The sequence below is a fragment of the Maritimibacter alkaliphilus HTCC2654 genome, assembly GCF_000152805.1.
Classification (GTDB): domain Bacteria; phylum Pseudomonadota; class Alphaproteobacteria; order Rhodobacterales; family Rhodobacteraceae; genus Maritimibacter; species Maritimibacter alkaliphilus.
The window spans coordinates 925,501-935,647 of the sequence record NZ_CH902578.1 but is presented as its reverse complement, the minus strand read 5'-3'; the positions used below and the strand labels follow the sequence as shown (position 1 = coordinate 935,647).

Genomic DNA, 10,147 nt, shown 5'->3' with positions numbered 1-10,147 from the left:
CCAGATGTCGGACGCCAAGATCTATGACGCACCCGGACCGGTGGAACGCGAGTGGGGCGATGTGATCTCCTCGATCGAGGAGATCATCGAGGACGCGCGCAACGGCCGCATGTTCATCCTCGTCGATCACGAGGACCGCGAGAACGAGGGCGACCTGGTGATCCCCGCGCAGATGGCGACGCCGGATGCGATCAACTTCATGGCGACCCACGGGCGCGGTCTGATCTGCCTGTCGCTGACCGGCGAGCGGGTCGATGCGCTGGGCCTGTCGCTCATGGCCTCGCAGAACTCGTCGCGCCATGAGACCGCGTTCACCATTTCCATCGAGGCGCGCGAAGGCGTGACCACCGGCATTTCGGCGCATGACCGCGCGCGCACCGTTTCGGTCGCCATCGACCCGACCAAAGGGGCCGCCGACATCGCGACCCCCGGCCATGTCTTTCCGCTGCGCGCCAAGGATGGCGGTGTCCTTGTACGGGCCGGCCATACCGAGGCGGCCGTGGACATTTCGCGCCTTGCGGGTCTGAACCCGGCCGGCGTGATCTGCGAGATCATGAACGAGGACGGGTCGATGGCCCGGCTGCCCGATCTCGTGGCCTTCGCGCAGAAGCACGGGCTGAAGATCGGGACGATCAGCGACCTGATCGCCTACCGCCATCGCCACGACAACCTCGTGAACGAAAGCGCGGTGAAGCAGGTCACCTCGGCCTACGGCGGCGACTGGATGCTGCGCATCTTCACGGACGAGACGCAGGGGGCCGAGCACATCGTGCTGACCAAGGGCGACCTGACCACGGACGAGCCGGTGCTGGTGCGTATGCACGCGCTGAACCCCTTGGAGGATGCGCTGGGCCTTGGCCCGAACCCACATGACGAACTGCCCCGCGCGATGCAGATCATCGCCGACAAGGGGCGCGGGGCCGTGGTCCTGCTGCGCGACCCGTCGATGAAGCTCGCCACCGCCGAGGGCGAGGTCAGCCCGCAGGTGCTGCGCCAATACGGCCTCGGCGCGCAGATCCTGTCGGCGCTGGGCATCCACCGGATGCATCTGCTCACCGACAGCCCGCTGCCCAAGGTCGTGGGGCTGGACGCCTATGACCTGACCATCGAAGGCACCCATCCGATCCGGGGAGAGAAGTGATGGCCGGAACCGAGACGCATTACACCCTGCCGCGCCCGACTTTCGACGAGGCGCCCAAGCTGCTGATCGTCGTGGCGCCTTATTACAAGGACATTGCCGACGACCTGATCGCGGGCGCCAAGGCCGAGATCGAGGCTGCGGGCGCGACGTGGGAGATCGTCGAGGTGCCCGGCGCGCTGGAAGTGCCGACCGCGATCCGCATCGCCGACCGCACCGCCGATTTCGACGGCTACGTCGCCCTTGGCTGCGTGATCCGGGGCGAAACCACGCATTACGAGACGGTGTGCAACGACAGCTCGCGCGCGCTCTCGACGCTGGGGCTTGCGGGCCTGTGCATCGGCAACGGCATCCTGACCGTCGAGAACCGCGATCAGGCCGTGGTGCGTGCCGCCGTGGACCAGCAGAACAAAGGGGGCGGGGCCGCTGCCGCCGCGCTTCACCTTATCGCGCTCGGTCGGAAATGGACGGGCGGCGAGAAGCAGGTCGGCTTTCGTCCCGTCGGAGCGTGAGCGAATTTTCACGCTTTTCGCGGAAAACGGTTTCCCTTGGTCCGGCCTTGATCTAAGGACGCGGCCTGAGTTTGCCCGAGAGCCGACATGACCGACGAGACCCCGCAAGACACCGACCGCCCCAAGCGCAAGATGACGCCCGAGTTGAAGCGCCGGATGAAATCCGCGTCGCGGCTTTATGCCGTGCAGGCGCTGTTCCAGATGGAGGCGGCGGGGCAGGGCTATGACCGCGTGCGCAAGGAATTCGAGGACCATCGCTTCGGGGCCGAATACGAAGAGGGCGAATTCGAAGAGGGGAACGTGGACCTCTTCCGCGCCATTCTGGGCGAAGCGGTGGACCGGCAGGCCAAGATCGACCAGATGACCGACCGGGCGCTGGTCGCCAAATGGCCCATCGCGCGGATCGACCCGACGCTGCGCGCGCTGTTTCGGGCCGCCGGGGCCGAGCTGGTTCTGGGCGACACGCCGCCCAAGGTCGTCATCGTCGAATTCGTCGAGGTCGCCAAGGCGTTCTTCCCGGAAGGTCACGAACCCAAGTTCACCAACGCCGTGCTCGACCACATGGCGCGCGAGGCGCGGCCGGAAGCGTTCTGAGCGGTCGTCGGGCTGTCGTCTGCACGCGCGAGTTCGCGCTCCATCGCCACCGAACCTGAACGCCCGATCGGCCTGAACGCGCCGACCGCGACCCTGCGACAAATGGGCCTTTGCGGCTGCGGCAACCCGTGCCTACATTCGGATCAGGAGGTGCTGACATGCCCAAACTGATCTCGCTCTACATTCGTCACGTTCTGATCGGGTTCGGCCTTGCCGCCGTGTTCGTCGCGGCGCTTCTGTGGATGAACGTGGGCAACCTGTGGCACCTCGTGTCGACCTCGGATGTCGGGATCATGGCGGTCATCATGCTGTACTTCGGCAACGGGATCGTGTTCTCGGGCGTGCAGTTCGCCATCACCATCATGCGGATGGGCGAAGATGACGAACCGCGCGGGGGCAGGCGTATTCCGGTCGCGACCAATATCCCGGCGCGGATCGAGGCGACGGCGAACGCACCGCGTAAGCGTCAGTAAACCTTTAGAATTTCGCCCAGCGGCTTTTTCAGTTTCGCGACCGCGGGCACCGTGGCGTCCTCGGCCGGGTGGCCGACGGCGAGGATCATCACCGGCTTTTCCGAACCGGGCCGCCCCAATGCGCCGTTCAGGAACTTCATCGGGTTCGGCGTGTGGGTCAGGCAGGCGAGGCCCGCCTGATGCAGCGCTGCGATCAGGAACCCGGTCGCGATCCCCACGCTTTCGGGCACGTAGTAATTCTTGAACCGGGTGCCATCGTCGAATTCGCCCCAACGCTGGGCGAAAATCACGATGAGCCACGGCGCGATCTCGAGATGCGGCTTGGAGGCGTCGGTGCCGATGGGTTCCAGCGCCTTGAGCCATTCGTCGCCCGCGCCGCCATCGTAGAACTTTTCCTCCTCCGCCTCGGCCTCGGCCCGGATGCGGGCCTTCAGCCCCGCGTCCTGCACCGCGGCGAAGAACCACGGTTGGTGATTGGCTCCCGAGGGGGCGCGGCCGGCGGTGGCGACGGCCGTCTCGATGATGTCCTGCGGCACCGGGCGGTCCGAGAAGTCGCGCACCGTGTGGCGCCGCGCCATCAGGTCGAAAAAGCCGGTCACGCGGGCGCGTGCCTCGTCATCCGTCCAGTCGAAACGGTCGGGCAGGGGCAGGGGATCGTGCGGCAGGTTGGACTTGGAAAACATGAGGCTCCTCCCGGTGTTGCCGGAAGGAGCCTAGGTAGTGGCGGGACCACCTGCAACCGTCAGGGAAGCGCATTCCCGAGGACCTGATATTCAGGTGGGCGCCGGGTAACTCGGCCACGGCCGCGACAGAGCCAGCTCCCTCGGATTTGCTTAAGGCCACCGGAATGTTCCCGTGTAGACGAGAAGGGCAGACCGCCAAAACCCGAGATAGGCCCGGCAGTGGGTTCGCGCAAGGGGAATGATCGGGGGAATTTCGCGCGGGCGACTTGCGAAATGTTCACGAATTGTTCATTCTGGGCGCATGGACACCGCATTGCTTCAACCCGGCCAGTTGCTCGCCCGTGGCGTGGCGCGGCACCTGAGCCTGCACGATTTCGCCTGCGTGGAGGAATTCGTGCCGGCGCGCGGGTTGCGGACGGATGTCTATGCCGTTGGCCCCAAAGGGGAAATCTGGGTCGTGGAGTGCAAGTCCTGCCGCGCCGATTTCATGGCGGATCACAAGTGGCAGGGCTATCTCGAGTTCTGCGACAGGTTCTTCTGGGCGGTCGATTGCGACTTTCCGCTCGACCTTCTGCCGGACGAGACCGGGCTTATCATCGCCGATCCATACGATGCCGAGATCGTGCGCATGGGGCCGGAAACGAAACTCGCCCCGGCCCGGCGCAAGAAACTGACGCTCAAGTTCGCGCGGGATGCGGCGCGGCGCCTGCACGGCTACCGCGATCCCGGCGTCAGCCCTTTTTCGGACCCTTCGACTTTTTAGCGCCCTTATCGCCCATCTTCTGCGCCTGCATCGCGGCGGCGCGAATTTCCTCGGCGATCTCAAGGGCTTCGTCCGGCTCGAAGTCCATCGGCAGGTCGATGCCGTTGCCTTCGACATAGATGCGCACCATGCCGAGCGTGGTCGGCCCGATCTGGATGTTGGCGGAAACTTCGGTCTCGGAATTGATGCCCATGGCTGCGCTCCTTCAAGGATGCGGGTGAGTTACGCCGTGCCCCTTCGTTTTTCAAGCCCGGGCTATTGCATTGCACCGATGGGGGCGCTAAACGGCGCTCCAGTGCCGACATAGCTCAGTTGGTTAGAGCGCTTGATTGTGGATCAAGAGGTCCCCCGTTCGAGCCGGGGTGTCGGTACCATCCTTCCCATTTCGATGTTCGCGCCGCGCAGGCCGGTGCCGTGGTCAAGCTGCGACAGCCCGCGTCATTTCGCGCGGGCAGGGCTTGCCCCGTTCCCAAACGTCCCATAGCGTCCGATCAAGGGGCTAGAAGGGCAGAAAAAATGAAGCTGAAACTCAGCGGTCTCCTGGTGACGGCACTGGCTCTTTCGGCCTGTGCGACCAGCACGACGGGCGTGACCACGACCACCACGACAACGACGACGACCACCAGCGGATCGGGCAGCGTGACCACGACCTCGTCCGAAGTCGTCCTGTTCGACTCGCGTGAATTGCCGAACGCAGAAGCGCGGCGGACGTTGGCCTGGTCGAACGTGGAGTTCGGGGCGGTGAACGACACGACGCTCGGCGGTGTCGATTTCGTGGTCGGGACGCAGCGCGAAACGGCGCGGGGCTATACCGGCGTTCGCGCGGGCACCGACATCGGGGTCACGGTCGCGACCGGCACGGCGACCTACACCACCGATTACACGGTGCTTCAACTCGACAACCTCACCAGCGACGGAACCAACCTGTCGGGCGACCTGATCCGCGATTCCGGCCAGATCGTGCTGACCGCGGATTTCGACACCGGCGGGCTGACCGGCACCGACAAGGACCTTGTGGTCGCGGGCACAATCGCGGGCGACAATCTGGGCGGCGCGGTGACCTATCGCAGCACGGCCGGCATTCTGGGCGGCAACATCGGCGACAAGGGCGTCGCGGGCGCGTTCCACGGCAGCGGCGCGGACACGGTGTTCGCGGGCGGCTTCATCGGACCTCAGGACTGACGCCATGCTTCGCACCGCGCTCCTCCTCCCGCTTCTCGCCTTCCCGCTGTCGGGCTGCCTTCTGGTCGACGTGAACACGCGCTCGGGGTTCTATACCGGCGGCACCGTGTCATCGACCGTGACCACCACCGACACCATTCAGGAGTCCGGCGATATCTACGACGCGTCCATCGGCGGCATCGAGTATTTCTCGACCCTCGGCAACGGTCGCGCCGAAGCCTATTCCGCGATCCTTGCCGGGTCCGACACGGGCACGACGCCGACCTCGGGTCAGGCGGTCTACCTCGCCGACTACGAAGTCGCCGTGATTTCCAACCTGCGCTACTACGAGACCGAGCTGCGCGGGGTGTCGAGCCTCGATGACGGCAAGATTTCGATCGTCGCGGATTTCGATCAGGGCACGGTGACCGGGTCCGACGGCGCGCTCGTCGTCGATGGCGCGATCACCGGCCGCGCGTTCGAGGGCGGGGTGGTCTATGCGGGCCATGACGGCGACCTCGAAGGGCTCGTCGGCGATCAGGGCGTGATCGGTGCGTTCCACGGCAACAATGGCCAGATCGTCTTCGCCGGTGGTTTCGTCGGGAACTAGTCGACCGCGATTTCCTGTCTGAGCGTCTGGCCGGTCGTGTCGTAGATCAGGATGCGGTCGTCATCGGTCACCACGGCGATCCAGTCGGACCCCCGCGTGATCGCGGTGGCGGTGGCGCCGTCGGGCAGGGCGATCTGGTCCGGGAAACTTTGCCCCGGCGTTTCGTTCAAGCGCATGACAATGACCGCGATCAGGACTACAAGCCCCACGATCATGGTGACGGTCAGCGTCGTCACCAGCCATTTCAGGTAGCGCACGAGACCGGCATCGGGGCCGGTCAGGGGAGCTTCGTCCATGTCGTCCACGTCCGTCCTCGTCGAGATCGGGGCCAATCCGCCCAACCGGCTTGATAAGGCACTGGCCCGCGATGTGCCAGAGGCGGCGAACCTGTCGCGCTCACGTCTGGCCAAGTTGATCGCAGAGGGGGCCGTGATGCGGGCGGGCGAGGTGCTGACCGACGCCAAGGCCAAGGTCACCGAGGGCGAGGTGATCGAGATCACCGTGCCGGTGGCCGAGGAAAGCCACATGCGGCCCGAGGCGATCGCGCTCGACGTGGTGTGGGAGGACCATGACCTGATCGTCGTGAACAAACCAGCGGGCATGGTGGTGCATCCGGCGCCCGGCACGCCGTCGGGCACGCTGGTGAACGCGCTCTTGCACCATTGCGGCGACGATCTGTCGGGTGTGGGGGGGGAGAAGCGCCCCGGCATCGTCCACCGGATCGACAAGGACACCTCGGGGCTGCTCGTGGTGGCCAAGACCGATGCCGCCCACCACGGGCTGGCGGCCCAGTTCGAAAAGCACACGGTCGAGCGGCATTACCGCGCGCTGGTCTACGGTATGCCCGACCTTGCCGATCCGCGGCTCAAGGGCGTGCGTGGCGTGAGTTTCGAGCAGGGGGGGATCGTGAAGATCACGACTCAGCTCGCCCGCCACAAGACCGACCGCCAGAAACAGGCGGTCACGTGGTCCGGCGGGCGTCACGCCATCACGCGGGCCCGCGTGGTTGAAACATTCGGGCGGCCTCCTTCCGTCTCACTGCTCGATTGCTGGCTCGAGACCGGGCGCACGCATCAGATCCGGGTGCACATGGCCCATGCCGGTCACGGGCTTGTCGGTGATCCGGTCTACGGGGGGCGGCGTAAACCCTCTGAATCCGCTCTGGGGGCCGAGGCGGCCAAGGCGTTGTGGGGGTTCGAGCGACAGGCGCTTCATGCCGCCACGCTCGGGTTCGAGCATCCGGTGACCAAGGAACAGCTGCGGTTCGAGGCGCGTTTGCCTGATGACATGGCGGGGCTGATCGAGGTGTTGGGCGCTAAACCCGACTGAAATACTCAGCACAAAGGCGTGAGCCCGCTACCAAAACCGACGGAGATGGGTTCATACTTCGTTAAGTGTTCAAGGGCTCAATGCTCTTGAATGGTGGTACACGCGCCCTAAATAGAATGTTAATCCCCGAAACATTGGGGCGCGACAGTGGAGATGTAAACAGATGGCCAATTATCAGACTTTGCCTGCTCCGACGCCGGAAGGTGGCCTGAACCGCTACCTTCAGGACATCCGGAAGTTCCCGATGCTGGAGCCGGAGGAGGAATACATGCTGGCCAAGCGGTGGGTGGACCATCAGGACACCGACGCCGCGCACCAGCTTGTGACCAGTCACCTGCGGCTCGCAGCCAAGATCGCGATGGGCTATCGCGGCTATGGCCTGCCGCAGGCCGAGGTGATTTCCGAAGCCAACGTGGGCCTCATGCAGGCGGTCAAACGCTTCGACCCCGAAAAGGGCTTCCGCCTCGCAACCTATGCGATGTGGTGGATCCGCGCCTCGATTCAGGAATACATCCTGCGCTCGTGGTCGCTGGTCAAACTCGGCACGACCTCGGCCCAGAAGAAGCTGTTCTTCAACCTGCGCAAGGCCAAGGCCCGCATCGGTGCGCTGGAGGACGGCGACCTTCGGCCCGAGAACGTGGCCCAGATTGCCCATGACCTGAACGTCACCGAGGAAGAAGTGATCTCGATGAACCGGCGTATGTCGGGTGGCGATGCCTCGCTCAACGCGACGATCACGAACGACGGCGATTCCACGATGCAGTGGCAGGACTGGCTGGAAGACGAGGATGCCGATCAGGCGGGCGACTACGAACAGCGAGACGAACTGACCGTGCGCCGCGAAATGCTGGCACAGGCTATGGACGTGCTGAACGACCGCGAGAAGGACATCCTGACCCAACGCCGCCTGTCGGACGAGACGGTGACGCTGGAAGACCTGTCCGGTCAATACGACGTCAGCCGCGAACGCATCCGCCAGATCGAAGTGCGCGCCTTCGAGAAGCTCCAGAAGCGGATGCAGGAGCTCGCCTCGGAAAAGGGCATGGCCGAAACGGCCTGATTGCGCTAACGACGACACAGGACGCCCGGGCCAAGCGCCCGGGCTTTTTGTAAGGGGAAACCAATGGCCAACGACCTGCGGTGGGGCATTCTCGGGGCGGCGCGGTTCGCCGCCAAGGACATGGCACCGGCGATCCACGCGGCGCGCGGCAACCGACTGGCCGCACTTGCCACGACCTCGCCGGACAAGGTCGCGCCGTTCCGGGCGATCACCGACGATCTGACGGTCTACGACAGCTACGCGGCGCTGCTGGACGACGATGGGATCGACGCCATCTATATCCCGCTTGCCAATCACCTGCACGTGGACTGGACCTTGCGCGCGATCGAGGCGGGCAAGCATGTGTTGTGCGAAAAACCCATCGCGCTCGACGCGGGCGAGGTGGATCGCATCATCGCCGCGCGGGACGCGAGCGGGCTGCATGTCGCCGAAGCCTACATGATCCTGCACCACCCTCAGTGGGAGCGCGTCAGGGCGCTACTGGATGCGGGTGCGCTCGGCACGCTGGGCCATGTCGATGCCGTGTTCACCTACAACAACCCGGATCGCGCGAACTTCCGCAACCAGCGCGGCACGGGCGGCGGCGGCATCCGGGACGTCGGCGTCTATACCTATGGCTCGGCGCGCTTCGCCACGGGCGCGGAACCCGACGAGATATCAACCCGCATCCGGTGGGAGGATGGCGTCGATGTCTGGGCCCACACCACGGGCACGATGGCCGGGCCGAAAGGCCGCTTCACCTATTCCGGTCTCACATCGACCCGGCTCATGCGTCACCAATCCGTCACGTTCCACGGCTCGGACGGCCTTCTGAAGCTCACCGCGCCGTTCAACGGCGGCGTGTTCGCCGAAGCGCAGGCTCATCTCTTGCGCCCCGATCACTCGGTCGCGGTGGAACGCTGGCCAGGCGTGAACCAATACGTTCTGCAAGTGGAGAATTTCGCGGCAACGGTGCGCGAAGGCGCGTCCTATCCCGCGCCGCTCGAATTCAGCCGGGGCACGCAGGCCATGATTGACATGGTGTTTTCGCAGGCGACCGATATTACTTGAATAGGGACAGAACTGGGAGACGACGGGATGGCCAAGGAAGCTGAAAAACCGGATGAGGATGTCGATCCGACCGTGCTGGAAGAGCCGGGCGCAGAGATCGACGAGCGCGAGCCGGACAACATCTGGCTGCGCGGGCTGTGGATGGTGTTCTTCGTCATCGCGCTCTGGGTGGCACGCGGGCTGGTCATCATTGCGGGCCTGATCCAGTTCTTCTGGATGCTGTTCGGCAGCGAAAAGAACCACTACGTCGCCGAGTTCGGTGAGGATCTGGCCGACTGGATGGCGCGCGCCACCCTGTTCGTCACCGGAGTCACCGAAGATCGCCCGTTCCCCTTCGACCGCTGGGGCATTCCCGACTGATCCGTGGCCTTGCGGAGCGCGCCAAGGGCGCGCGCAGGGCAAGCGCCGCCCCGGCGCCGCCGGGACGGCGCGGCGGGCGCCTCAGTTCAGCCGGTCGCGCAGAACCCTGACCATGTTGCCGCCCGCGACCTTGCGGATCTGCGCCTCGGTCAGGCCGATGTCCAGCATCGCCTGCGTCAGGGCGGCAAGCTCGGCGGTGTCGAAGCCGGTGGTCACCGTGCCGTCGTAGTCGGAGCCGAGGGCCACGTGATCCTCGCCGACAAGGTCGATGGCGGCCTGAATGGTGCGGGCCACGCCCAAAGGGCTGTCATCGCACGTCACGTCTTCCCAGTAGCCGATGCCGATCACCCCGCCGGTGGCGGCGATGGCCTGCATCACGTCGTCCGGGTAATTCCGCTTCGTGTCGCAATGCGA

15 protein-coding genes and 1 tRNA gene are annotated in these 10,147 nt (G+C 65.2%); 12 read left to right on the top strand and 4 right to left on the bottom strand.

Annotation, left to right across the window (positions count from 1 at the left end; genetic code table 11):
- The first annotated feature begins 4 nt into the window (after window positions 1-4).
- The 4 genes from ribB (at window position 5) to RB2654_RS05710 (ending at window position 2,717) form a co-directional block, all read left to right on the top strand.
- Window positions 5-1,141, top strand: coding sequence for a 3,4-dihydroxy-2-butanone-4-phosphate synthase (gene ribB / locus RB2654_RS05725; protein ID WP_040884452.1), 1,137 nt, complete (start codon window positions 5-7; stop codon window positions 1,139-1,141).
- Complete coding sequence (locus RB2654_RS05720; protein WP_008329486.1) at window positions 1,141-1,650, top strand: 6,7-dimethyl-8-ribityllumazine synthase; 510 nt, start codon at window positions 1,141-1,143, stop codon at window positions 1,648-1,650. The genes ribB and RB2654_RS05720 overlap by 1 nt, the downstream gene beginning before the upstream one ends.
- A gap of 87 nt (window positions 1,651-1,737) precedes the next feature.
- Complete coding sequence (gene nusB, locus RB2654_RS05715) at window positions 1,738-2,244, top strand: transcription antitermination factor NusB (RefSeq protein WP_008329485.1); 507 nt, start codon at window positions 1,738-1,740, stop codon at window positions 2,242-2,244.
- 158 nt (window positions 2,245-2,402) lie between these two features.
- Window positions 2,403-2,717 carry a hypothetical protein gene (locus RB2654_RS05710; protein WP_008329479.1) on the top strand — a complete coding sequence of 105 codons (315 nt, stop codon included), beginning with the start codon at window positions 2,403-2,405 and terminating at the stop codon, window positions 2,715-2,717.
- Here the strand turns inward: RB2654_RS05710 and RB2654_RS05705 are convergent.
- Window positions 2,711-3,400 (bottom strand): nitroreductase family protein, encoded by a 690-nt coding sequence (locus tag RB2654_RS05705; RefSeq protein WP_008329477.1) that lies wholly within the window; start codon window positions 3,398-3,400, stop codon window positions 2,711-2,713. The two genes, RB2654_RS05710 and RB2654_RS05705, sit on opposite strands and share 7 nt — an antisense overlap.
- Window positions 3,401-3,701: 301 nt before the next feature.
- Between RB2654_RS05705 and RB2654_RS05700 the strand changes: the two genes are divergently transcribed.
- Window positions 3,702-4,163: an MmcB family DNA repair protein gene (locus RB2654_RS05700; protein ID WP_008329476.1), complete on the top strand. Its 462-nt coding sequence runs from the start codon at window positions 3,702-3,704 to the stop codon at window positions 4,161-4,163.
- Here the strand turns inward: RB2654_RS05700 and RB2654_RS05695 are convergent.
- Window positions 4,132-4,356, bottom strand: a complete 225-nt coding sequence (locus tag RB2654_RS05695; protein ID WP_008329475.1) for a DUF6324 family protein — start codon at window positions 4,354-4,356, stop codon at window positions 4,132-4,134. The two genes, RB2654_RS05700 and RB2654_RS05695, sit on opposite strands and share 32 nt — an antisense overlap.
- 104 nt (window positions 4,357-4,460) lie before the next feature.
- On the opposite strand from RB2654_RS05695, the gene RB2654_RS05690 reads away from it, so the two are divergent.
- The 3 genes from RB2654_RS05690 to RB2654_RS05680 all read left to right on the top strand — a co-directional run bounded on the left by RB2654_RS05690 (window position 4,461) and on the right by RB2654_RS05680 (window position 5,934).
- A tRNA-His gene (locus tag RB2654_RS05690) sits at window positions 4,461-4,537 on the top strand.
- Between the two features lie 142 nt (window positions 4,538-4,679).
- Entirely contained in the window at window positions 4,680-5,345 is a 666-nt protein-coding gene (locus RB2654_RS23680; protein ID WP_008329473.1) for a hypothetical protein, read from the top strand.
- 4 nt (window positions 5,346-5,349) lie between these two features.
- Complete coding sequence (locus RB2654_RS05680) at window positions 5,350-5,934, top strand: hypothetical protein (protein ID WP_008329471.1); 585 nt, start codon at window positions 5,350-5,352, stop codon at window positions 5,932-5,934.
- Here the strand turns inward: RB2654_RS05680 and RB2654_RS05675 are convergent.
- Complete coding sequence (locus RB2654_RS05675) at window positions 5,931-6,230, bottom strand: DUF6476 family protein (RefSeq protein WP_008329469.1); 300 nt, start codon at window positions 6,228-6,230, stop codon at window positions 5,931-5,933. The two genes, RB2654_RS05680 and RB2654_RS05675, sit on opposite strands and share 4 nt — an antisense overlap.
- Between RB2654_RS05675 and RB2654_RS05670 the strand changes: the two genes are divergently transcribed.
- From RB2654_RS05670 to RB2654_RS05655, 4 genes are all read left to right on the top strand, one after another.
- Complete coding sequence (locus tag RB2654_RS05670) at window positions 6,229-7,263, top strand: RluA family pseudouridine synthase (RefSeq protein WP_008329466.1); 1,035 nt, start codon at window positions 6,229-6,231, stop codon at window positions 7,261-7,263. The two genes, RB2654_RS05675 and RB2654_RS05670, sit on opposite strands and share 2 nt — an antisense overlap.
- A 163-nt stretch (window positions 7,264-7,426) precedes the next feature.
- Window positions 7,427-8,323, top strand: coding sequence for an RNA polymerase sigma factor RpoH (rpoH, locus tag RB2654_RS05665; RefSeq protein WP_008329465.1), 897 nt, complete (start codon window positions 7,427-7,429; stop codon window positions 8,321-8,323).
- A 63-nt stretch (window positions 8,324-8,386) separates the two neighbouring features.
- The gene (locus RB2654_RS05660; protein WP_008329464.1) at window positions 8,387-9,373 is read left to right on the top strand and encodes a Gfo/Idh/MocA family protein; all 987 of its coding nucleotides are present in this window, start codon (window positions 8,387-8,389) and stop codon (window positions 9,371-9,373) included.
- 27 nt (window positions 9,374-9,400) lie between these two features.
- Window positions 9,401-9,733: a DUF4389 domain-containing protein gene (locus RB2654_RS05655; RefSeq protein WP_008329463.1), complete on the top strand. Its 333-nt coding sequence runs from the start codon at window positions 9,401-9,403 to the stop codon at window positions 9,731-9,733.
- A gap of 81 nt (window positions 9,734-9,814) precedes the next feature.
- On the opposite strand, the gene RB2654_RS22835 is transcribed toward RB2654_RS05655, so the two are convergent.
- Window positions 9,815-10,147, bottom strand: a 333-nt coding sequence (locus tag RB2654_RS22835) for a membrane dipeptidase (RefSeq protein WP_008329462.1), incomplete at its 5' end; no start/stop codon positions are given.

Bases quoted from the DNA above. Each gene is read 5' to 3' on its own strand.
- ribB (WP_040884452.1), top strand. From the start codon at position 5: ATGTCGGACGCCAAGATCTATGACGCACCCGGACCGGTGGAACGCGAG.
- RB2654_RS05720 (WP_008329486.1), top strand. From the start codon at position 1,141: ATGGCCGGAACCGAGACGCATTACACCCTGCCGCGCCCGACTTTCGAC.
- nusB (WP_008329485.1), top strand. From the start codon at position 1,738: ATGACCGACGAGACCCCGCAAGACACCGACCGCCCCAAGCGCAAGATG.
- RB2654_RS05710 (WP_008329479.1), top strand. From the start codon at position 2,403: ATGCCCAAACTGATCTCGCTCTACATTCGTCACGTTCTGATCGGGTTC.
- RB2654_RS05705 (WP_008329477.1), bottom strand. From the start codon at position 3,400: ATGTTTTCCAAGTCCAACCTGCCGCACGATCCCCTGCCCCTGCCCGAC.
- RB2654_RS05700 (WP_008329476.1), top strand. From the start codon at position 3,702: ATGGACACCGCATTGCTTCAACCCGGCCAGTTGCTCGCCCGTGGCGTG.
- RB2654_RS05695 (WP_008329475.1), bottom strand. From the start codon at position 4,356: ATGGGCATCAATTCCGAGACCGAAGTTTCCGCCAACATCCAGATCGGG.
- RB2654_RS23680 (WP_008329473.1), top strand. From the start codon at position 4,680: ATGAAGCTGAAACTCAGCGGTCTCCTGGTGACGGCACTGGCTCTTTCG.
- RB2654_RS05680 (WP_008329471.1), top strand. From the start codon at position 5,350: ATGCTTCGCACCGCGCTCCTCCTCCCGCTTCTCGCCTTCCCGCTGTCG.
- RB2654_RS05670 (WP_008329466.1), top strand. From the start codon at position 6,229: ATGTCGTCCACGTCCGTCCTCGTCGAGATCGGGGCCAATCCGCCCAAC.
- RB2654_RS05675 (WP_008329469.1), bottom strand. From the start codon at position 6,230: ATGGACGAAGCTCCCCTGACCGGCCCCGATGCCGGTCTCGTGCGCTAC.
- rpoH (WP_008329465.1), top strand. From the start codon at position 7,427: ATGGCCAATTATCAGACTTTGCCTGCTCCGACGCCGGAAGGTGGCCTG.
- RB2654_RS05660 (WP_008329464.1), top strand. From the start codon at position 8,387: ATGGCCAACGACCTGCGGTGGGGCATTCTCGGGGCGGCGCGGTTCGCC.
- RB2654_RS05655 (WP_008329463.1), top strand. From the start codon at position 9,401: ATGGCCAAGGAAGCTGAAAAACCGGATGAGGATGTCGATCCGACCGTG.